Raw genomic sequence first — 21160 nt, forward strand, 5'->3', positions numbered from 1 at the left:
CCAACAAAGAAGTGGGATCCCATGCCGGGGATCCCACTTCTTGCCATTAGAACTGCGATTGTGGCGTCGCGTCGCTTGCCAGTGCTATGCTCGGTGGCGATGAAGACCAGCCAGGCCGTTGCAGGCCACTCCCGGAACGGCTATCTGGTCGTTCCCTGATTCGCGGACCTCCCGTGCCAGATGCATTCAACCGATGAACAGCACATCTGATACACGAAAGGGAGAGAATGACCGCACAGTTCAACCACACCATCATCGCTTCACTGGACCCGTAGCGCATGGCGAAGTTCTACCTGGATCTGCTCGAAGCACGCGAGGAACCGGGCTGGGGACCATTTGCCAACATCAGCCTGGCTCATGGCGTCCTGCTGCAGTTCGCCGCACCACCGATCGACTTCCCGCCGCAGCATTACGCCTACCTGCTTGATGATGAGCATTTCGATCGTGCGTACGCCACGGTCTGCAAGCGGGAAATCGAGCACTGGGCAGACCCGCAACGGCAGCTGGCAGGGCGGATCAATCGGGACCATGGTGGCAGGGGCGTCTATCTGCTTGACCCTTCCGGGCACTACCTGGAATTAATTACCCGGCCCTATCTGCCAGTGGCTGGCTAGGATCCTCTAGCGCTGGACCTTGAATATGTTCTTCTGGATCCCGTTGGAGTACACCTGGGAATCGACGAGCTTCAGCTTCTGCGCATCCAGGCTTGTGTCGCTGAACAGGCGCTTGCCGGCACCGAGCAAGACTGGGAAGACCAGCAGGTTGTATTGGTCGATGAGCTGATGCTCCTGCAGGGAGTGGACCATCGTCGCGGAACCGTGGATGCTGATTGGTCCGCCGTCGCCGGCTCGAAGCCGCGCTACATCGGCTACCGAACGCAAGATGGTGGTCTCGCCCCAGTTCGTGGCCAGGTCCTTCTCCCGCAAGGTCGTGGACAGCACGAACTTGGGCATCGCGTTGTACTGCGGAAATTCCTCGGTCATTGACGGCCATACCGCAGAGAACGACTCGTAACTGTGCCGGCCCAAGAGCATCGCGCTGGCCTCGGCCTGCTCGGTGCCCTTCAGCTCATAGGCGGCCGGGTCGAAGTCGACCGAATCCACCGTCCAGCCTGAATTGCGGTAGCCCGGTTCACCGCCCGGCGCCTCGACGACGCCATCCAGGGATACGAAAGAAGTGGCAATCAGGGTGCGCATGGGAAAGGATCCTTTGCTCTAGGCCAAGTACCGTCAGGTGCCTCCGATTCGAGGCGGTACTTGAGCCTAACCAACATGTCAGGACCGAAGCAATGGCTGCCCGCCAATTGCTCCCAGGTTAAAAGCCGCTGGGTTGGCTGAAGGATTTCCTCCAGCCAACCCAGTGGTGTGCGTTCGTGTTACTGCCGAAGCGATTAGACGCTGCGGATGGCTACGACAGCGTTGTGGCCGCCGAAGCCGAACGAGTTGTTCAGAGCAACGATGGTGCCTTCGGCTGGCAGCTGCGCTGGCTCCCCGGTGACGACCTTCAAGGGGATCTCCGGATCCTGATTGTCCAGGTTGATGGTCACCGGGGCCTTGCGGTAATAGACGGCCAGTGCGCACAGCACGGACTCCACAGCGCCCGAGGCACCCAGCAGGTGGCCCATCTGCGACTTGGTCGCCGAAACCCAGACGTTGTCGAGCTGATCACCCAGGGCGCTCTTCAGCGCAGTGTATTCCGGCTTGTCGCCGACCGGAGTGGAGGTTGCGTGGGCGTTGACGTGAACGACGTCCTCTGGCTGGATGCGGCCGTCGAACATGGCGGCCTTCAGCGCACGGGTCGCGCCCAGGCCATCCGGATCCGGAGCGGTGATGTGGTGCGCATCGGAGGTCACCGAGGAACCTGCCAGTTCGGCGTAGATGCGGGCGCCGCGGGCGATGGCATGCTCTTCGGCCTCCAGCACCAGTGCACCGGCGCCTTCGCCCATGACGAAGCCATCGCGGTCGACATCATAGGGGCGCGAAGCCTTGGCTGGATCGTCGTTGCGGCGGGAGAGCGCGTGCATGGACGAGAAGGCGGCCAGCGGCATCGGATGGATCGCGGCTTCTGCGCCACCGACCATGACCACATCGGCCTTGCCCGATCGGATCAGATCCAGGCCTACGTGCATCGCCTCGGTACCCGAAGCGCACGCCGACACCGGGGTGTGCGCGCCACCGGCAGCACCGAGATCCAGCGAGACGGCAGCGGCAGGGCCATTGGGCATCAGCATTGGCACGGTCATCGGCAGCACGCGGCGCGGGCCCTTTTCACGCAGGGTGTCCCAGGCGTTGAGCAGGGTCCAGACACCGCCGATGCCCGTAGCGAAGGCTACGGCCAGCTTGTTCTGGTCCATTTCTTCCTTGACCAGGCCGGAATCGGCCCAGGCTTCGCGGGCCGCGACTACAGCGAACTGGGTCGATGGGTCCATGCGCTTGGTCTCCGGGCGGGTCAGCACCTCGGTCGGCTGCACAGCAGCGCGGGCGGCGAAGGTGACCGGCAGGTCGTATTCCTTGACCCAGTCGTCTTCCAGGGGTGCGGCACCGGAGACGCCCTTCAGGGCGTTTTCCCATAGGGTGGGGACATCGCCGCCGATTGGGGTGGTGGCTCCGAGACCGGTGATCACTACTTTGCGCGCCATCATCAAACTCTCTACTGTGCGAATAAGAACTGTGCTTGGAAATTCAGGGGGCCGGCTTGACGTACCGGCCCGCGTGCGCGGCTTGCCCGCGCAACGGTGTGGCGATGAACGCCAGGAAGCTTAGGCCTGTGCCGCAGCGATGAAGTTGACGGCGTCGCCGACGGTCTTCAGGTTCTTGACCTCTTCGTCAGGGATCTTGACCTCGAACTTTTCCTCGGCCTCAACGACGATGGTCATCATCGAGATCGAGTCGATGTCCAGGTCCTCGGTGAAGGACTTGTCCAGCTGCACGTCTGCTTCGTCCAGGCCGGTCTCGGAGTTGACGATTTCGGCGAGGCCCGCCAGGATTTCTTCGTTGCTAGCCATGGATGGCTCCTTTTCTTCTTAGCCGGAGGACTCCGGTCATTTTTGTGGCTGGGTCCGGATCCTGTTTCCAGGAGCCGGTTCCAGCCGGCTTAATGAAACTTTGCTGGTGCATCAGCGATGCGTGGCAGGTTTCGTCGGTTTAAAGCTTAGGCCAGAGATGCGCTCGGGGCAGGCAACATGACGTTACCGGCGAGCACAATCTTCGAATGGCGCACCAGCCTAGTTGGCGGTGTGCTCGGCGATAAACGCCTTGGCTGCTTCCAGATCCGCGGGGCTCTTCACTGCCAGGGTCTTCACGCCCTTCAGGCCGCGGCGGGCCAAGCCCACCAGGGTTCCGGCCGGTGCCAGTTCCAGCACGCCGGTCACGCCAGCCTCGGCCAGGGTCTGCATGCACAGGTCCCAGCGGACCGGGCGGGAGACCTGGGCGACCAGCGAATCGAGATTTGCCTGGCCATCGGCTACGGCCTGGCCATCGAAGTTCGAGAGCAGCGATGCCGAAGGGTTCTTCGGGGTGATTGTATCGGCCAGTTCCTGCAGGGTGCCGACTGCTGGCTGCATGTGCGCGGTGTGGAATGCGCCGGCAACCTTCAGCGGGATCACGCGCGCCTTGGCTGGCGGGTTCTCGCCCAGGGCAGCGAGCTGCTCCAGGGTGCCTGCGGCCACGGTCTGGCCGCCGCCGTTGGCATTGGCAGGGGTCAGTCCCAGCTCGTCGAGCTTGGCCAGGACTTCCTCGGGATCTCCGCCGAGCACGGCGGCCATGCCGGTCGGGGTGGCGGCTGCGGCCTCGGCCATGGCGTTGGCGCGCACCTTCACGAAATTCATGGCGTCAGCCTCGTCGAGCGCGCCGGCCAACGCCGAAGCGGTGATCTCGCCAACGGAGTGACCGGCAACGATGGCACCGGCTGGAAGCGATTCGCCGAAGAGCGCACGCGCGGTGACCAGGCCAGCGGCGACGATCAGGGGCTGGGCGACGGCAGTGTCCTTGATGGTCTCTTCATCGGAGGTGGTGCCGTGGGCGGTGAGGTCGCGCTCGGTGATCGAGCTGAGCGCCTGCAGATGCTCGGCAACGCCATCGACGTCGAGCCATTCGGTAAGGAAACCTGGGGTCTGGGAGCCCTGTCCGGGGCAAACGATTGCTAACACTCTTACAGCTTTCCAAATGTTGGGAGCTTTTGGCGCTTCTTTTGAGTACCAAGCTCGAGGTGACTGTTTGTAGGATCTCCACAAAAGCCTAACGTATCCAGAAGCTGAATTCCGCGGTAATGCGCGATCAACACGGAAATATCCGTCATGGCTGCCCGGCGTTCTTTGGCTGAAGCCTACAAGTTCGATTCGTGGAGCCGGCCGAAAAGCAATGCGGTTTGCAGCACGAAGGCATCGCGGGGAACCAGCGGATCCCAGCCGGTGACTTCGCTGACCCGCTTGAGCCGGTAGCGCACCGTGTTCGCATGGACGAACAGCTCGCGGGCGGTGCCTTCCAGCGAGTGGCCGAGGGCCAAGTAGCTGGAGAGCGTTTCGGCCAGGCCGTTGGATGCCTGCTGCAGCGGCAGATAGACCTGCTCCACCAGTGCCGTGCGGGCCAGCTCGTCGCCGTTGCAGGCGCGTTCTGGCCACAGGTCATCGGCACTGACTGGATTCGGTGCCTGCGGCCAAGCCCTGGCGGCACTGAATCCGGCCACGGCCGCGGCCGCGGCGTGGTGCATTTCCTTGACCGTCGGGGCCAGAGGGGAGTAGACCAGCGGGCCGGGACCGAAGAACCGGGTCAGCCGGCTCAGGTCGGCTTCCTCGAATTTGGTGTCCGAGAGCATCAGCACCGAGCGGTCGCCAAGCACGCCCACCAGGGAGTCGCGCGAGTAGCGGATGGCCATGCGGCGCAGCGCCGAGACGAAGGTTGCCGGGTTGGACGAAGGGGTGGTTCCGACCAGGATGCGGATGTTCTTCTGCGACTTCCAGCCGATGGCGGCAATGCGCGAGGAGAGCGAGTCGTGGGCTTCGCCGTGCAGCACCGCGTCGACCACATGCGCCTCCAGGCGCGAGTCCCATGCCCCGCGGGTTTCCGCGGCGCGGGCGTAGACATCGGCGGCGGCAAAGGCGACCTCGCGAGAATAGCGCAGCACGGCTTCGCGGAGGGCTGCCTGCTCGTGTTCGGCGGCGATGTCCGGCACCTGGGATTCGACCACTTCCACAATGGTGCGCAGCAGGCCCAGGGCCTTCTGCAGGGAGATGGACCTGGTCAGCTCCGTGGGGGCGGCGCCAAAGACATCGGTGACCACCCAGGAAGGGGTGGAGGAAGGGTCTTCGTACCAGGTCACGAACGTGGAGATGCCCTTCTGGGCGATGAGTCCCAGGGCGGCGCGCTCGTTGGGCGCCAGCGAGCGGTACCAGGGCAGCTGCTGATCCAGGTATTTCAGCGCTGCGGTGGACAGCACGCCGATATGGCTCTTGAGTCGCTTGAGCGTTTCACTGCTGGGCGCCTGGGATCGGCTGGGACGGTTCTTCGGAGTTGCGGCGGCATCCATGTCAGGACTCATGGTTTCCAGCTTAGTTTCTTTTCCGCTCCCGTGCCCGGCACTGCAAGTGAAGCCGGGGTTAAATGAACCGGCCGCCCGGCAACGAAGAATCCTCGTTGCCGGGCGGCCGGCCGGGCCGGTGCCAGATGCTAGTCCAGCGCCGGGAACCCGGATGCTAGGCGTCGCCGCCAGCGTTGCCGGACTTGCCGGCATTCGGGTTGTTCAGATCGTACTTTGCGTGCGCCTTCACTGCGGTGTCCGCAGGGATTTCGCCACGCTCAACCAGCGACTGCAAGGTCTGCACGATCAGCGAGTGCGCATCGATCTTGAAGAAGCGGCGGGCTGCCGCACGGGTGTCCGAGAAGCCGAAGCCGTCAGCGCCCAGGGTGTGGAACTCGCCTGGCACGTATGGGCGCAGCTGCTCAGGAACGGCGCGCATGTAGTCGGTGGTCGCGATGACCGGGCCCGGGGTGGACTCCAGCTTCGAGGTCACGTACGGGGTGCGGCGCGGCTTCGACGGATCCACGAGCACCTCGGCGTCGGCGCGCTGGCCGTCGCGGGCCAGTTCGTTCCACGAGGTGACCGACCAGACATCGGCGGAGACACCCCACTCCTCGGCCAGGATGGACTGCGCTTCCAGTGCCCATGGCACGGCCACGCCCGAAGCCAGAAGCTGTGCGCGCGGGCCGTCGGTGGTAGCTTCCTTGAGCAGGTGGATGCCCTTGATGATGCCTTCGACGTCGACGTTCTCCGGCTCAGCTGGCTGGCTGATCGGCTCGTTGTACACAGTCAGGTAGTACATCACGTTCGGATCGGCGTGGGTTCCGCCGTACATGCGCTCCAGGCCGGAACGCATGATGTGGCCGATTTCGTAGCCGTACGCCGGATCGTAGGTGATCACCGACGGGTTGGTCGACGCCAGGATCGGCGAGTGGCCGTCGGCGTGCTGCAGGCCCTCACCGGTCAGGGTGGTACGGCCGGCGGTGGCGCCGATGATGAAGCCACGGGTCATCTGGTCCCCGGCGGCCCAGAACTGGTCGCCGGTGCGCTGGAAGCCGAACATCGAGTAGAACACGTAGATCGGGATCAGCGGCTCGTCGTGGGTCGAGTAGCTGGTGCCGGCAGCGGTGAACGCGGCGACGGCGCCGGCCTCGTTGATGCCCGGGTGGATCAGCTGGCCCTGAGGGGATTCCTTGTAGGCCAGCACCAGGTCGCGGTCCACGGACAGGTAGTTCTGGCCACCTGGGTTGTAGATCTTCGCGGTCGGGAAGAACGAGTCCATGCCGAAGGTGCGGGACTCATCCGGAACGATCGGCACGATGCGGTGGCCGAATTCCTTGTCGCGCATCAGGTCCTTGAGCAGGCGAACGAAGGCCATGGTGGTGGCCGCCTGCTGCTTGCCCGAGCCGCGCTTGGCGATCGCGTAGGTCTTTTCGCCTGGCAGGGCCAGCTTCTTCGAGGTTTCCTGGCGGCGGGTAGGCACCGAACCGCCCAGGGCCGCACGGCGCTCCATCATGTACTTGTACTCGGCCGAATCCTCGGCTGGGCGGTAGTACGGAGGAGTGTACAGGTCGGCTTCGAGCTGCTCGTCGGTGATCGGGATGCGCAGGTGATCACGGAACTTCTTCAAGTCTTCCATGGTCAGCTTCTTCATCTGGTGGGTCGCGTTGCGAGCCTCGAAGTGCGAACCCAGGCCGTAGCCCTTGACGGTCTTCGCCAGGATGACGGTCGGCTTGCCCTTGAACTCCACGGCAGCCTTGTAGGCGGCGTAGACCTTGTGGTAGTCGTGGCCGCCGCGCTTCAGGTTCCAGATCTCGTCGTCGGTCATGTCGGCAACCAATTCCTTGGTTTCCGGACGCTGGCCGAAGAAGTGCTCGCGGACGAACGCGCCGGACTCGGCCTTGTAGGTCTGGTAGTCGCCATCCGGGGTCTGGTTCATGATGTCAACCAGGGCGTTGGTCTTGTCTGCTTCGAGCAGGGCATCCCACTCGCGGCCCCAAGCGACCTTGATGACATTCCAGCCGGCACCGCGGAAGAAGGCTTCCAGTTCCTGCATGATCTTGCCGTTGCCGCGAACCGGGCCATCGAGGCGCTGCAGGTTGCAGTTGATGACGAAGTTCAGGTTGTCCAGCTTCTCGTTGGCGGCCAGCTGCAGGAAGCCGCGCGACTCCGGCTCGTCCATTTCGCCATCACCCAGGAAGGCCCAGACCTGCTGGTCCGAGGTGTCCTTGATGCCGCGGTTGTGCAGGTAGCGGTTCAGCTGCGCCTGGTAGATGGCGTTGGCCGGGCCGATGCCCATCGACACGGTCGGGAATTCCCAGAAGTCAGGCAGGGAGCGCGGGTGCGGGTAGGAAGGAAGCGCGTGGCCTTCCTTCGACTTCTCCTGGCGGAACCCGTCCATGTCCTCCTCGGACAGGCGGCCTTCGAGGAAGGCGCGGGCGTACATGCCCGGCGAAGCGTGGCCCTGGAAGAAGACCTGGTCGCCGCCGCCTGGGTGGTCCTTGCCGCGGAAGAAGTGGTTGAAACCTACTTCATACAGGGTCGCTGCACCAGCGTAGGTGGAGATGTGTCCGCCAACGCCGATATTAGGGTTCTGCGCGCGGTGCACCATGATGGCGGCATTCCAGCGCATGAAGGCGCGGTAGCGGCGCTCGATGGCCTCATCGCCTGGGAATTCTGGTTCCTGGTCTACAGGAATGGTGTTCACGTAGTCGGTGGTGGTCACGTGCGGCACGCCCACGGACTTGGCACCTGCGCGCTGCAGCAGCGAACGGATAATGAACTGGGCACGCTCGGTGCCCTGGGTTTCTACGAGGGAGTCAAACGAGTCCATCCATTCCTGAGTTTCCTCAGGATCCCGATCGGACAGCTGGTAAGTCAACCCGCTACGGATCTGGGAGATGTGTTCCTCTACAGCCACTGAAGCTCCTTGATTGAATTGCGGCTCCGACGCTGTGCAGTTTTGCGCTGCGGTGCACCGGTATTGGGACAACGGGTGCAGTAACACTGGAATGATGTGCACTGCCGGTTCATATGCAACTCTAGTGTCAAAAGATCATCTTTGGAGTCGAGATTTCGAGCAAAAACCGGTTTAAAGCAGATATTTAAAGTGACTTACGCAACTGTGTATGGTGTCTATCTTCTTTATGCTCATGTCGTTATGGTGTGGGTCACTGGAATCTGGGTTATATTTGTTCGGCGTGTTATCGCTGCAGCGCTTGAATGGAACAGCAAAACCGTGTTTCGTTGGTAGTAACGCTTTGCACCAGCAGGAGGAATGAAGTGAGCGACGCCGTATCGGCAAACTTGGAGCCCGCCAAAAAATTGGGCTTCGCTAATGAAGACCTTATTCAGGAACTGGGTTATGACGATGACGTGGACTACGATCTGCGCGATTCGATCGAGGACCTGATTGGTTCAGAGCTGCTCACCGAAGAGGACCATGACGTTGTCGACGCAGTCATCTACTGGTGGCGCGACGGCGATGGAGACCTTGTTGACGCATTGATGGACGCGCTGAACTGCTTGGATGAGAAGGGCGTCGTTTGGCTGCTCACCCCGAAGCAGGGCCGCGAGGGACATGTATCGCCATCGCTGATCCAGCAGGAGGCCCCATCGGCCGGCCTGCACGTAACTACTAGTGAAGGTGTCTCGGAGGATTGGTCCGCAATCCGCCTCGCCCCGCGTAAGAAGAACTAATGATCCAAGCAGGTTCACGCCTGTTCGACTTCTCGCTGGAAAATCAGTACGGCGAAACGATAACCAGTACCGGGCTGTCCAAAGGCCGGGTGCTGGTTGTCTTTTATCCCTGGGCGTTTTCACGGGTATGCGGGTCGGAACTGGCGACACTCCAAGAGCACTACGAATTCTTCGAGCGGCACCAGGTGCGCATCGTTGCCATTTCCGTGGACCATAAGTTCACCCTGCGCAATTACGCGCAGTCCCTCGACCTTCAATTCGAGCTGCTGGCCGACTTCTGGCCACACGGGGCAGTGGCCCAACAGGCCGACGCCTTCGATCACGAACGCGGGGTCGCAACGAGGCTGTCGCTGTACCTGGTCGACGGTGAGGTGCGCGATATTTTCCGCAGCGAGATGACCCAGCCAAGAAGCGTCGAAGACTATAAGGCGGCGGTGGAGCGCAGCTCTTAGCCTGCCGATGGTAACTGTGTTCTGGTTCACTGGAAAAACAGGCTCCTCGATTTGCCTGTGTGCAGATACCTGTGTAGAGTTATTCCTCGTTGGCTTGCAAAAGCGAACATGGTAAGGGCCTTTAGCTCAGCTGGTAGAGCGTCACGTTTACACCGTGAATGTCATCGGTTCGATCCCGGTAGGGCCCACCAAAATAAAACCCGCTCCGACTAGCCTAAACAGGCTGGCTAGGGCGGGTTTTCTTGCGTTTACACGCTGTTTCTAGGATCACACACTTAGGCGTATTTGAATCTCTTGCGCGCTCTTTCTCCGTTCTAAGCACGTAAGCGAAACGTAAGCCAAACGTAAGAAATACGTAAGGCCACGCCGCATCAGCAATCGGCGCAGGTCGGATCATCAACTCCACAGGCAAACCCAGGTCATTCAAATCCGGATCGAACAACCCTGAGAGCCCTTGGGTCAGGGTATTCTGACGGATCGGAACGCGAGTCTGGTGAGGATTTGCAAGATCTAGGTGAGACTGTTCCCGTTTAGTAATTAGGTCTCAGTCATACCCGCAGGATGCGGGAAAGCCCGGCTCCCGTGCGGGAACCGGGCATTTCAGGCCTAGTAAAGACGACACATGCCTATGGGGACTACCCAGAGATCTGCATCATGGTCACTCATTTTTCTAATCTTCACCAATTGCTGCCGCCGGTAACTTGCCCTTAACGGCCTTAAGCCCCCGGTCGCCAAAGCTCAAAATGTGCGCCTCATCCGGAGCTGTATCGATCGTTTCCATGACATGCACTGAGAAAAGAGCCAATTGCGCTTCAAGCGGATCCATATCAGGCCAGAGATCTTCTCCACCGGATTGAACTGCGTGTTTCAGGACTTCTTCAAAAGGGCAGTCGAATGCGTATAGCTCTTGGGAGTCCTTATATCGCAAAAATACGTATCCCTCTTGAACCAGAGGAACTATTGATACCTCACCAAGCCCCGAAAGTTGGTACTTGAATTGCTCCACTTTGCCTGAAAAGTCACGCACTTAGACCCCTATTTTTTGCTCCGGTAGTAAGCGGTAATTATGCGGCGATCTCTTTGGTCGACAGCGACGGTGGTGTAGTACGTCTTTATAGTTCGTCGGTCATACCGTTTTAGTTCGATTTTACCTTTGTAGCGGAAGGTGCTGTTGGCAGGATTTCTTGTACCCGAGTAGATGTTAGTCAAACCGTCATTGATCGCGAAGTCTCCAATATCCCGCCAGTTCGTGTCAAATGCCACTTGCGCGGCCAGTTGCTTCCACTCCCCGCCATGTTTCCCGGCGATATGACGGTAGCCCCAGCCTCCATTGGGGTTCTTCGGAGTCCAGGTTCCACAATTCAAAACCGCAGCGAGTCGCGCATACGGCGTTTTGTTTACATACCAGGTTCGAACATGCTTATTATTGGCGGTTTTGACACCGCAGGCGCCCCACGTTTTCGCCTGGTATAAAGATGTCTTGCCGATTGGCAGGTTGCGGATTGATTGCGGCCAGCTGTCCTCACTGTTAGGCAAAAACTTTTTCCCATTAGCCCAAAGCTCAACCTGGCCCGTTTCGGCCAGCTCTCGCATTGACTTATATTCCGGCACGCTCATTTCGAGCGTCGCGGCGTTTGCCACCTCCTGCTCGGTTGTTCTGCTTGCTGCCGAGCTCGGCAGTGCGCCAGCCACGAGCAGACTCAGCGTTAGAGCACCTGTTCAGGCGACCGCCACAAACTTTCGGAAATTCCGCAACCGTGCGTCCTTTTCTTTGATTTCAGTCGGTTGCCATTGCAGTTAAAACCTAGCAGTAGGATTTACTGACTGTCAGTTGACCACCTATTATTTAAGATTAAAGTTTGATAACGAATTTCGTGATTAGAGTCCTATTCGCCCCAAATGCAGGGAACGGAAACAGGCGTAGCCCGGTGAATCGAGTCGAAATTCAGATCATCCGGCTAAGATAACCGAGTCTCTCCTGGAACTCCTCCGGAAGATGATCACCTCTACCGGAAAGATGTTGCGCTTGATGGTTCGGACCACACAATCATCCAGCCGGTTTCTTTTGGATAACAGCATTCATGGCCAGGCTTGGCCAATAAGTGACTCTGGTGGCATAGCTGGCAAAAACGCCATGGGTTATCTGATGGATGGTTGCGCCGCATCTTTGGGTGCTTGGAATCGGCCAACCCGGTACACCGACTTGGTGTCGCCATTATTCGTGACCCAATTAATGGTTACGACGCAGTCTTCGGTCACCGCTTCCTGGTAGAAATCATCACCCCTTGAGTTGCTTTGCCTCCCAAGGCCGGTCAGGTCTACAGGTTCAGCTGCCATATCGTCAATTGCTGACGGCCGTGGTGGTGCATCGGTGTAGATATTCCCGGAGGCGCAGCCTGAAAGGATCAGGCATAGGGCAAGGCCGGCAGTTGCGAGTTTTCTGTTCACGCACTCGTTCACTCGTGTCCCTGAAACAGAATGGGAATGTTGGTACGGAAGCTGCCTAACGGGTGACGCTCGGCACTCTTTAGCGAAAACCCCCATATCAAGTTGCCAAGTCAGTTCGGGATGCATTAGATTATTACTTGTTGCAGCGGAGGGATGAAGGAAAGCAATTTCCGAGTTCACCCATTGCAGGAGGGCCTTTAGCTCAGCTGGTAGAGCGTCACGTTTACACCGTGAATGTCATCGGTTCGATCCCGGTAGGGCCCACCACAACGAAGACCGTTTCAATCACTTTTCACAGTGATTGAAACGGTCTCTTCTCGTTTTCTGGACGTGGCCGTCGAATCGCCGAAGTCCGCTGAAGGTGCGAAACTGGATTCATGACTGCATCAGAAGAAAACTTTTGGCTCGCCACCGTGCGCAAGAACCCGGACCACTCGCAGAACTTCGCCCAGCGCTGGCGCACGCTCGCCGCCGAAGGCCAGGATATTTTCGGAGAAGCACGCGCCGTTGACGCAATGGTTGCCCGCGGCAGCAGGATCCTGGATGCCGGATGCGGAACCGGGCGCATCGGCGGCTGGCTTTCCGAGCAAGGACACCACGTCGTGGGCGTCGACCTCGACCCGCACCTCATCGAAGTTGCGCGAACGGAGTACCCCAATGCCCAATGGCAGGTCGGGAACCTCGCTGAATTCACAGTTGCTGATGAAGCGGGGGAGAAGCAGGAATTCGATCTGATTGTCTCCGCCGGCAATGTTGTCACTTTCCTATCCGAGTCCGAACGCCTGCCATCACTGCAGCAGCTGCGCGAGCACTTGGCGTCGGACGGACGCATGATCATCGGCTTCGGTTCCGGACGTGGGTACGAGTTCGTTGACTTCGAATCCGATGCCATAGAGGCGGGGTTGGTAATTCAGCAACGCTATTCGACATGGAACTTCCATTTGCCTGCCGACGATTTCCTGGTGGCCGTGCTCGGACGCGAATAGCTGCAAGCAGTTAGCCGCCCTGCAGGAAAAATTATTTGCGGTTCATGGCATGGTGCAAAGCCTCGTGAACTACCTCTGGCCTGTGCCTTCTGCTGTTGTATGGAATTTCCCGGGACTTAATTCTGTCCCGCGGCCAGAACGCGCCTCTTGCGGCTAGTGGGCGGCAGGGCTATCTTAGACTTTGCAATGCAAAGTGGTTTTCATCACGTATCGCTTTGCGTCTCGGAAACGGCACACGCCGGAGGAGGCAGACCGCCATGGACAGCGGGAATAGCAAGGAAATCGACCCGGCTCGCATTCTGCAGGGAATCGAGGCGGACGCACAGCAAGCCCGTGAGGGCATGAGCCCGAACCAGCATCTGCTGTTTTCAATCTGGGGCGGCGCATGGATCATTGCCTTCCTCGGCCTCTACTTCGCGCTGGCGCCGCAAGGTTCGCCACTGCTGCCTGCAGCGGTTGGTATCGGCATCGCGGCTGCCGCATTTCTCATCGCCATCGTGATATCCGCAGTGCATTCGGCCAAGCGCGGCTCGGGGACCAAGGGGCCATCGATGGCTCAAGGCGCTATTTATGGCAACACCTTCAGCCTCGGCATGATCATCACCGCCCTGCTGGGGTGGCGGCTGCATGCCGAAGGGCTGAGCTCCATGGGCATGGTCACTTTTGCTCTCAGCAGCTTGTGCCTGGTCATCGGCGTATTGGTGGTTGCCGGCTCGCTGCTCTTCAATGACCGGACCCAGCTGATTTTCGGAGCCTGGATCCTGGCCATTGCGCTGTTGTCGCTGGCTGCACCGGCGCCATTGAATCTCCTGGCTGGAGTGCTGGGCGGCTTGGGGTTCATTGTGCTGGGCCTGCTACACGGCAGCAAGCCGGAGCTGGTTTCAGGTTCGTTGATCCGAGGCGGGCATGCAGGAGCTTGACCCGGTCATCCACGCCCAAGCGCGGCTGAGGACCGTAACGGTTCTGGATACCTTGGGTGCAGGGGACAGCATCTCGTTTCCCAAGCTGCAGGGCCTGCTGTCGATGACATCAGGAAATCTGGCAACGCACCTGCGAAAACTGGAAGAAGCAGGGTATGTGGCGGTGGACAAGGTCCTGGAAGGGCGGAATCCGGTGACCTACATCGCTCTGACGCGTGCTGGGCGAACTGCCTTTGAGGACTACAAGGAACAGCTTCGCTCCTTGCTGAACTCGGTGTGACCGTATACCTGAGCCGCGATTATCGGAATGCTTCGGGGATCGTGACCAAAGGCCGCAACCACGAGCTCCGTTGCCGGGCGGCATGGGAACCGCGCGTGAGCAATACCGCTGCGACTGTCCGGATTGCCAGATCTGCCGACCCCTGCCAGGCCTGCAGGGGCGATACTAGTTGCAGAGCTGTTCGAGGGCCCTTGCCACCGGAATCGAGCTGTCAGGTTCGGCGACCAGGCGCCGGGCAATTCGCTGGGCGCCGCTAGCCAGATCCTCGTTGGCCAGGACCTCAGCAATCGAGGCCGCGAGGCGCCGTGCGGTCAATTGCTTGTAGTCAATGGGCTGAGCGGCAGCGTCGAGCTGGTGGATGCGCTGGGCCCAGAACGGCTGGTCGGTGAAGATCGGTACTGGAACTGCTGGGACACCAGCCAGCAGCCCTGCTACCGTGGTGCCTGCCCCGGCATGGTGCACGACGGCCGCCATCTGCGGAAACAGCCAATGGTGCGGAACTGCGCCAATGCCCAGGACTGAGGGTTCGTCGATTTCCGGTTCCCCTTGCACGATGATGCGTCTTCCAGCGCGCTGGGCAACATCCATGATGAGGCCGGTTCCAGTGCCTGCGTGCTGCCGAAGCCAATGAAGACCGGAGGTGGGCCATCGTTGAGGAAGTCGAGCAGTCGCTGCGATGGGGTCCATGTCGGATCGGCCGGCGGTTGCCAGTACCCGCAATTGATGATCCCTTCATGCCAGTCAGCGGGACGCGGAACGACTAGTGAACTGAAGCCGTGGAGGATGGGGACCCGAAGCTGCGCGCTGACCCCAACGCCATGGGCGCGTACGCCTTACTAGGTTCGTTGGGCTGCAGGTGCGCGCCGATCGCAGGGATCGCCATGGCCTCGGCTATGTCATAGGCGTAGAGTGCTACCGCATAGGCCATGATGATGTCGGCACCGTGTTCGGCCGCGGCGATCGTTCCGGCAGCTGCCAGTTCGAAATAATCTTTGAGCGCCCGCATGCAGTAGCGCAGATCCTTGGTGCTGGCTTTGGCGCCGGGGTGCCGGCTTGACCAATGCACTCATGTCCCCGGACGGCTCCCGGAAGCGGCAGCCTGCGGTAACGACCAGGTCCTTGTAAGCAGGGTTTGCCGCAATGGAGACATCGATGCCGTGGGCCGCCAGGCTCTGGCCATGGCCAGCCATCGGCGCGACGTCGCCGCGTGTTCCTGGTCCGATCATCAGCAAGCGTATGGATTCGCCTGTAGCACTAATTGCGAACGATGTTCGCAATTAACTACACACCGGAGATTGGCGCACAGTGCGCCATGCGGTAAAGAAGCAGCAATGCCAGGAATCCAGCCTCGCGCCGGACCCAAGCCCCGGCACTCTAAGACTAAGATCGCCCTGACGGCGATTGCACTGGCCGATGCCGAAGGCATGGCGTCGGTATCAATCAGGGCCGTAGCTGCCAAGATCGGAGCTGCCCCTGCATCGCTCTACCGCTATCTGGACCCCCACGAGGAACTCAGCGGTCTCATGGTGGAGCAGATCAGCGCTGAATATGAACTCGAGTCTCACACCGGTTCCGCGGCCCACCAGCTTCTGGGCCTGGCCACCCAGGGGTTGCGGATCATGCGCCGGCATCCGTGGACCCCCGGGGCTGGCCATGGGCAAGCATGCCACGGGCCCGAACACTTTGGCCTACCTGGAGCGCGGATTAACTGCCCTGGATGGCAGCGGGCTGGATGCGGGTGCCAAACTGCACTGCCTGGCCATGCTCAACGCCATGACTATGGCATTTGCGCTGAATGAGCAGGAACAGCAGCAGCCCCAGGATTCAGCGGCACTGTTCACGCAATTGGAAACGGCAGCTACCCGCACCTGTCAGCTGCGCTGGCCCAAGCGGCAACGCCCGTGAACCAGCGAGCAGCCCTCGAGGCTGCGATCATGAACTATCTGCGTGGCGCCGGCATTATTCGCAACTAGCCAGAAAGCCATTCTGCGAAATTTTTCTAGGCGGAGCAGGGCCACTGTGGAACTATGAGTCCATAGCGTTGTTGCCTAGAACCAGGAGCCGAGATGACCGCGCCCAGCGAAGCAAGCATGAAGGAAATCCACGAGCTCATCGCCGTGGACACCACGAGCCGCGACAGCAACCTCCCACTGATCGAGAATGTGGTGAAGAAGCTGGACGCCTACGGCATCAGCTCCCAGCTGATCCACAACGACGAAGGCACCAAAGCCAACCTGCTGGCCACCATCCCCGCGGCCGATGGGACGCGCACCGGCGGCATCGTGCTCTCCGGGCACACCGACGTGGTGCCGGTGGACGGCCAGGACTGGAGCAGTGATCCGTTCGATGCACAGGTGCGCGACGGCAAGCTCTATGGCCGCGGCACCTGCGACATGAAGGGCTACCTCGGGGTGATCCTCGCCAAGCTGGACCAGCTCACCGGTGCCAAGCTTGCCGAGCCAATCCACCTGGCGCTGTCCTACGACGAAGAAGTCGGCTGCGTCGGCGCGGTGTCGCTGGTGCAGAAGATCGTTGACCAGAACCTGGCACCGCGCGGATGCTTCGTGGGGGAGCCATCGAGCATGAGGGCCATCCGAGGGCACAAGTCGATGAACGTTTTCCGTGCCGAGTTCAACGGTGTCGCCGCCCACTCCTCGCTGCCATCCGAAGGCGTCAACGCCATTTCCTACGCGCTGCGCTTCGCGAATTTCGTCGAAGAAGTATCAGCCGAGCTGCGCAGCGATGGTCCGCGCGATCAATCCTTCATCGAACCGACCACTACCATGAACGTGAACAAGTTCGACGGCGGCATCGCCGTGAACACCATTCCCTCGCAGGCAGTGGTCCACTTCGAATACCGCTCGCTGGCGGTAGTGGACCGCGAGGCGCTCACCGGACGCTTCCGCGACGAAGCGGCCAAGCTGGAGGCCGAAATGCGCGAGCAGAACCCCGCCTGCTCAGTGAAGTTCGCCCAGCAGGCAGGAGCTCCGGGCCTGGATACCGCACCCGATGAAGAAATCGTGTCCTTCGCCGCCTCCTGCGGAGCCATTGCCACCGATGAAAAGGTCACCTATGGCACCGAAGCCGGGCTGTTCGCGGCGGCAGGCATTCCCACCGTGGTGTGCGGTCCCGGCGATATCGCCCAGGCACACGCTCCGGACGAGTACATCGAGCTGGAGCAGATCGTAGCCTGCGAGAACTTCATTGATTCGCTGATTGCAAAGGCCAGCTCATGAGCACCGGAGCCGTGGCTACGCCAGAACAGATCGCCAAGGCGCGCAAGGCCGTCATCTCCAGTTCCATCGGTGCGGCCCTTGAATGGTTCGACATCATTGTCTATGCCACCTTTGCAACCACGATCGCCAAGGTGTTCTATCCGGAATCCGATGGCACGTTCGCGCTGATTCTCACCTTCGCCACCTTCGCGATTTCCTACGTGATCAGGCCCTTGGGCGGCATGGTGCTGGGCAGCTATGCCGACCGCAAGGGGCGCAAGAGCGCACTGACCCTGACGCTGGGGTTGATGATGCTCGGAACGCTGATCATGGCCGTGGCGCCGCCCTATGAAGTGGCGGGCGTGGCGGGTGCCTTGATCATCCTGCTCTCGCGATTGATCCAAGGATTCTCCGCCGGTGGCGAGTTCGGCACGGCCACGGCGTTCCTGATTGAAACGGCACCGCATAAGAAAGCGTTCTACTCTTCGTGGCAAGTCGCCAGCCAGGGTGCGTCCATGCTGCTGGCCTCGGCCTTCGGCTATTTCCTGACCACGGGCTTGAGCCAGGAAGCCCTGGAGAGCTGGGGCTGGCGCGTGCCGTTCTTCGTTGGCCTGCTGATCGGGCCGGTCGGCCTGTACATTCGCGCAAAGCTGGAGGAAACCGAGGAGTTCATTTCCACGGCCAAGGAGAAATCGCCGCTGGGCACGCTGTTTGCCCAGCACTACGGACGCGTTCTCGCCGCGGTGGCAACCATTGGCGTGGCCACGATTTCGGTGTACATGATCCTGTACATGCCGACCTTCGCCGTCACGAACCTGAAGATCCCCGCCGATGCAGCCTTCCTGGGTGGAATCTCGGCGGGCATCATCACGCTGTGCGGTGTTCCGCTGGTGGGCCATCTGGCCGACCGGATCGGCCCGGCAAGGGTGATGACCTATGCGGCAGTGGCAGCGTTCGTGCTGGCCTACCCGTTGTTCAAGCTGATGACTTCGAAGCCGAGCGTCATCGTGATGGTGATCGTGATTGCGGTGCTTGGTGTGATCATGTCCTTCTACTTCGGCCCGCTGCCGGCGTTGCTCTCAAACCTCTTCCCGGCTGCGATCCGCGGTTCGGGCCTTTCGGTGGCGTACAACGTGGGAGTGACCCTCTTGGGCGGCATCGCCCCGCTGGTGCTGACCTGGCTGCTTGACGTGACCGGGTCGCTGGATGCGCCCAGCCTGTACTACATGGCGATTGCCGTGATCTCGCTGCTCGGACTGGTTGTCGTGCGCAAGCGCTACGGCCAGCGCTAGCCAGCATAGTAGCGGATGCATAAAAGCGATCGCCGCAAGCTTCTTGAAGAAGCTTGCGGCGATCGCTTTTAACAACTGGCCGGCACGGTTACAGGGCCACGAGAAGCACTGCCGTCCAATGGCAGAGGAAGGCCATGACGGTGCAAGCATGGAAGAGCTCATGGAATCCGAAGATTTTCGGCAGGGGATTAGGCCGCTTGGTGGCGTAGAACACCGCCCCAACCGTATAAGCCACGCCGCCTGCAAGAATCAGGATCATCACCGCGGGATTCGCGGCCCAGAAAGCTGGCAGCTGCATCAACGCGCCCCAACCGAGCAGGATGTAGAGGCTGACCCCTACCCAGCGCGGTGCAGCTGGCCAGAAGGACTTGATGGCGATCCCGGCCAATGCTCCGGCCCAGATGATCGACAGGACGATGATCGCCTGCCGGCCCGGCAAGGTCAGCGCTGCGACCGGGGTATAGGTGCCGGCGATGAGCAGGAAAATGTTCGCATGGTCGGCGCGGCGGAAGAGGCCCATAACCTTGTCCGTCCAGTTCCCGCGGTGATATAGCGCCGAGGTGCCAAAGAGCAGGATTGAGCAGAGGGCGAAGACGGCGGTGGTCCATTCGGCCAAGCGCCCGTCGGCCAGCACGATCAGCACCAGGTTCATGATGATGATGCCCGGGGTGGACCAGGCGTGGATGAGCCCGCGCCAGCGCGTGCGTTCGGTGCCGATGTGCGCGAAAGTGCGCGCTGCCCGGACTGTGCTTGGAGCGGGGAGTGGTGCGGTAGCCATGAGTCTCCTTTGTATTGTGCGCGGGACGCTGGGCCCGTCATCGAACTATACGGTACTTGGCTGCCCGCGCGCTGGACGGGCGTCGCGCTTATTCCCGATTAGGATTCGAATATGGCAGATAAGCTCGAAATCACCGACCACCTGAAGACTATCGCTCAGCTCAATGAGCCAGGCGAAGTGCTGGCTAACGATTCACCGTTCATCTCCGTGCGCAATACTGACTGGTTCGAAGAAGTGGCTCCGGACACGTGGAAGGCCATCGGGGAGCGTGATCTGTTGCATCGGCGGCTGGTCGACGAAGAACTGCGTGTATCGGGCAACGCCAAAGCCGAGCGTCGAGCCTTCGTGCTTGCAGGGGCTCCGGGTGCCGGCAAGAGCAGTCTGTTGCGAGACCTGCTGGAAGGGCATGAAAACGACTATGTAGTAATCGATGCGGACAAGTTCAAGAAGAAGTTGATGCGGGAAGCGCTAGAAGATGGCACCTACGATAGCTTTTTCAAGCCTTTAGAAGTGAGGAAGCGAGAAGAACTCGGTGAGCAGTTCTTCCCTATGGACATGGCGAGCCTGGTGCATGAGGAATCATCCATGCTTAGTGAAAAACTACGTGCTGCATGCCTAGCGCGAGGACTGAACGTCGTCATTGACAAGGTCCTCGCATCTGAAGCGTCAGCGCAGAAGCTGGCTGCCCAACTGCAGGAAGCCGGATACGAAATTCAAGTCGTAGAGGCTTACGCGCCGCAGGATGTCTCAGAAGAACGGATTGTTGAACGTTGGCAGAAGCAACAGGAAACTTCCCTGGACGGCGACGACTACCTTGGTGCGCGCTGGGTCCCCGAAGAATTCACCGAGATGGTTTTCGACGCTCCGGGCCATCGATCCCGGCCAGCCGTCGTTGCCCAGATATTCGCGCGGAACTGCCCATCGGTACTCAGCTATAAGGTGTTCCATACGGCACCTGAAGCGGCAATGGACTCGGATGGGTGTATCTTGCGTCTCGAATTGCGCAGAGAATCCGTTGGGGCTCTGTTAGTGCGGGTGAAATAGCGAAGACAAAAGAAATCCCGCCGGGTAATAGCGAGAACTGTTACCCGGCGGGAAATCTATATCGGTAGGACATATGCCCCGCGGAAAGTGCGTTAAGCCCGTCGCTTGGTGATGAAGCCCCAAATGACTAGCACGATGAGGGCGCCACCAATGGCAAGAAGCCAGCTTGAGATGGAGAAGAACTCATCCACGCCCTCGCCGAAGACTGCGCTTCCGATCCATCCGCCTAGCAGAGCGCCTACGACGCCGAGAATGAGGGTAGCGATCCAGCCGCCACCTTGCTTGCCGGGCAGAATGGCCTTTGCGATCGCTCCGGCAATCAAGCCCAATACGATCCATCCAATGAATCCCATGATTCGCTCCAATGGTCAGACTGTGTAGTGGTCGGGTTCGATCCACTTAAAACGAGACAATACATGGGTTTGAGCAGGTGATCTACGAAAATCGCATCGAAATTCAGGGTTTTCATAGACTTGGTTCAAGCATCGATTGAAGGATTGGCATGATTTCCTGCAAATATACTGGCTGACCA

23 protein-coding genes and 2 tRNA genes are annotated in these 21160 nt (G+C 60.3%); 12 read left to right on the forward strand and 13 right to left on the reverse strand.

Translation table 11 applies throughout. The features are described 5' to 3' along the window. Positions 1 to 278 precede the first annotated feature (278 nt). Positions 279 to 614, forward strand: a complete 336-nt coding sequence (locus ACR9WD_RS07625; protein ID WP_434923118.1) for a VOC family protein — start codon at positions 279 to 281, stop codon at positions 612 to 614. 6 nt (positions 615 to 620) lie between these two features. Here ACR9WD_RS07625 and ACR9WD_RS07630 read toward each other — a convergent pair whose 3' ends face one another. From ACR9WD_RS07630 to aceE, 6 genes are all read right to left on the reverse strand, one after another. Beyond that, positions 621 to 1196 (reverse strand): dihydrofolate reductase family protein, encoded by a 576-nt coding sequence (locus ACR9WD_RS07630; protein ID WP_038991513.1) that lies wholly within the window; start codon positions 1194 to 1196, stop codon positions 621 to 623. A 194-nt stretch (positions 1197 to 1390) separates the two neighbouring features. Then, entirely contained in the window at positions 1391 to 2638 is a 1248-nt protein-coding gene (locus ACR9WD_RS07635) for a beta-ketoacyl-[acyl-carrier-protein] synthase family protein (RefSeq protein WP_434923200.1), read from the reverse strand. Between the two features lie 120 nt (positions 2639 to 2758). After that, on the reverse strand, positions 2759 to 3004 hold the full coding sequence (locus ACR9WD_RS07640; protein WP_038991515.1) for an acyl carrier protein: 246 nt from the start codon (positions 3002 to 3004) through the stop codon (positions 2759 to 2761). A gap of 219 nt (positions 3005 to 3223) precedes the next feature. Further along, the gene (locus ACR9WD_RS07645; RefSeq protein ID WP_038991518.1) at positions 3224 to 4147 is read right to left on the reverse strand and encodes an ACP S-malonyltransferase; all 924 of its coding nucleotides are present in this window, start codon (positions 4145 to 4147) and stop codon (positions 3224 to 3226) included. Between the two features lie 176 nt (positions 4148 to 4323). Next, a complete protein-coding gene (locus ACR9WD_RS07650; protein ID WP_434923119.1) occupies positions 4324 to 5535 on the reverse strand; it encodes a PucR family transcriptional regulator in 1212 nt (403 codons plus the stop codon). Between the two features lie 154 nt (positions 5536 to 5689). Next, positions 5690 to 8434 carry a pyruvate dehydrogenase (acetyl-transferring), homodimeric type gene (aceE, locus tag ACR9WD_RS07655; RefSeq protein ID WP_434923120.1) on the reverse strand — a complete coding sequence of 915 codons (2745 nt, stop codon included), beginning with the start codon at positions 8432 to 8434 and terminating at the stop codon, positions 5690 to 5692. 362 nt (positions 8435 to 8796) lie between these two features. Here aceE and ACR9WD_RS07660 point away from each other — a divergent pair, with 362 nt between their 5' ends. The 3 genes from ACR9WD_RS07660 to ACR9WD_RS07670 all read left to right on the forward strand — a co-directional run bounded on the left by ACR9WD_RS07660 (position 8797) and on the right by ACR9WD_RS07670 (position 9856). Then, positions 8797 to 9213, forward strand: a complete 417-nt coding sequence (locus ACR9WD_RS07660) for a DUF3052 domain-containing protein (protein WP_038991524.1) — start codon at positions 8797 to 8799, stop codon at positions 9211 to 9213. Next, positions 9213 to 9665 carry a redoxin domain-containing protein gene (locus tag ACR9WD_RS07665; protein ID WP_434923121.1) on the forward strand — a complete coding sequence of 151 codons (453 nt, stop codon included), beginning with the start codon at positions 9213 to 9215 and terminating at the stop codon, positions 9663 to 9665. Before ACR9WD_RS07660 ends, ACR9WD_RS07665 begins: the two co-directional genes overlap by 1 nt. A 115-nt stretch (positions 9666 to 9780) precedes the next feature. Next, positions 9781 to 9856: transfer RNA gene (locus ACR9WD_RS07670), tRNA-Val, on the forward strand. Between the two features lie 479 nt (positions 9857 to 10335). Here the strand turns inward: ACR9WD_RS07670 and ACR9WD_RS07675 are convergent. The 3 genes from ACR9WD_RS07675 to ACR9WD_RS07685 form a co-directional block, all read right to left on the reverse strand. Beyond that, complete coding sequence (locus tag ACR9WD_RS07675; RefSeq protein ID WP_434923122.1) at positions 10336 to 10692, reverse strand: hypothetical protein; 357 nt, start codon at positions 10690 to 10692, stop codon at positions 10336 to 10338. Positions 10693 to 10700: 8 nt separating this feature from the next. Next, a complete protein-coding gene (locus ACR9WD_RS07680; protein ID WP_434923123.1) occupies positions 10701 to 11357 on the reverse strand; it encodes a hypothetical protein in 657 nt (218 codons plus the stop codon). Between the two features lie 447 nt (positions 11358 to 11804). Then, on the reverse strand, positions 11805 to 12113 hold the full coding sequence (locus ACR9WD_RS07685) for a hypothetical protein (protein ID WP_434923124.1): 309 nt from the start codon (positions 12111 to 12113) through the stop codon (positions 11805 to 11807). 191 nt (positions 12114 to 12304) lie between these two features. Between ACR9WD_RS07685 and ACR9WD_RS07690 the strand changes: the two genes are divergently transcribed. The 4 genes from ACR9WD_RS07690 (at position 12305) to ACR9WD_RS07705 (ending at position 14299) form a co-directional block, all read left to right on the forward strand. Then, positions 12305 to 12380, forward strand: a tRNA-Val gene (locus ACR9WD_RS07690). Between the two features lie 110 nt (positions 12381 to 12490). After that, positions 12491 to 13099 carry a class I SAM-dependent methyltransferase gene (locus ACR9WD_RS07695; RefSeq protein ID WP_434923125.1) on the forward strand — a complete coding sequence of 203 codons (609 nt, stop codon included), beginning with the start codon at positions 12491 to 12493 and terminating at the stop codon, positions 13097 to 13099. Positions 13100 to 13356: 257 nt separating this feature from the next. Then, on the forward strand, positions 13357 to 14019 hold the full coding sequence (locus tag ACR9WD_RS07700; RefSeq protein WP_434923126.1) for a hypothetical protein: 663 nt from the start codon (positions 13357 to 13359) through the stop codon (positions 14017 to 14019). Next, positions 14006 to 14299 carry a transcriptional regulator gene (locus ACR9WD_RS07705; RefSeq protein WP_204721977.1) on the forward strand — a complete coding sequence of 98 codons (294 nt, stop codon included), beginning with the start codon at positions 14006 to 14008 and terminating at the stop codon, positions 14297 to 14299. The genes ACR9WD_RS07700 and ACR9WD_RS07705 overlap by 14 nt, the downstream gene beginning before the upstream one ends. Positions 14300 to 14464: 165 nt before the next feature. Here ACR9WD_RS07705 and ACR9WD_RS07710 read toward each other — a convergent pair whose 3' ends face one another. Both ACR9WD_RS07710 and ACR9WD_RS07715 read right to left on the reverse strand, forming a co-directional pair. Continuing rightward, on the reverse strand, positions 14465 to 14887 hold the full coding sequence (locus ACR9WD_RS07710) for a glycosyltransferase (protein ID WP_434923127.1): 423 nt from the start codon (positions 14885 to 14887) through the stop codon (positions 14465 to 14467). A 172-nt stretch (positions 14888 to 15059) separates the two neighbouring features. Further along, positions 15060 to 15305 carry a hypothetical protein gene (locus tag ACR9WD_RS07715; RefSeq protein WP_434923128.1) on the reverse strand — a complete coding sequence of 82 codons (246 nt, stop codon included), beginning with the start codon at positions 15303 to 15305 and terminating at the stop codon, positions 15060 to 15062. 647 nt (positions 15306 to 15952) lie between these two features. Here ACR9WD_RS07715 and ACR9WD_RS07720 point away from each other — a divergent pair. The 3 genes from ACR9WD_RS07720 (at position 15953) to ACR9WD_RS07730 (ending at position 18806) form a co-directional block, all read left to right on the forward strand. Beyond that, positions 15953 to 16204, forward strand: a complete 252-nt coding sequence (locus ACR9WD_RS07720) for a TetR/AcrR family transcriptional regulator C-terminal domain-containing protein (protein WP_434923129.1) — start codon at positions 15953 to 15955, stop codon at positions 16202 to 16204. Positions 16205 to 16365: 161 nt separating this feature from the next. Beyond that, positions 16366 to 17535: an acetylornithine deacetylase gene (argE, locus tag ACR9WD_RS07725; RefSeq protein WP_434923130.1), complete on the forward strand. Its 1170-nt coding sequence runs from the start codon at positions 16366 to 16368 to the stop codon at positions 17533 to 17535. Next, positions 17532 to 18806: an MFS transporter gene (locus tag ACR9WD_RS07730; RefSeq protein WP_038991536.1), complete on the forward strand. Its 1275-nt coding sequence runs from the start codon at positions 17532 to 17534 to the stop codon at positions 18804 to 18806. Before argE ends, ACR9WD_RS07730 begins: the two co-directional genes overlap by 4 nt. Positions 18807 to 18894: 88 nt before the next feature. Here ACR9WD_RS07730 and trhA read toward each other — a convergent pair whose 3' ends face one another. Further along, positions 18895 to 19584: a PAQR family membrane homeostasis protein TrhA gene (trhA, locus tag ACR9WD_RS07735; RefSeq protein WP_236641076.1), complete on the reverse strand. Its 690-nt coding sequence runs from the start codon at positions 19582 to 19584 to the stop codon at positions 18895 to 18897. Positions 19585 to 19695: 111 nt separating this feature from the next. Here trhA and ACR9WD_RS07740 point away from each other — a divergent pair, with 111 nt between their 5' ends. Further along, entirely contained in the window at positions 19696 to 20628 is a 933-nt protein-coding gene (locus ACR9WD_RS07740; RefSeq protein ID WP_434923131.1) for a zeta toxin family protein, read from the forward strand. Positions 20629 to 20720: 92 nt separating this feature from the next. On the opposite strand, the gene ACR9WD_RS07745 is transcribed toward ACR9WD_RS07740, so the two are convergent. Further along, a complete protein-coding gene (locus ACR9WD_RS07745; protein WP_066138115.1) occupies positions 20721 to 20981 on the reverse strand; it encodes a GlsB/YeaQ/YmgE family stress response membrane protein in 261 nt (86 codons plus the stop codon). Positions 20982 to 21160 lie beyond the last annotated feature (179 nt).

The organism is Glutamicibacter sp. PAEs-4 (assembly GCF_051161755.1).
GTDB lineage: Bacteria > Actinomycetota > Actinomycetes > Actinomycetales > Micrococcaceae > Glutamicibacter > Glutamicibacter nicotianae.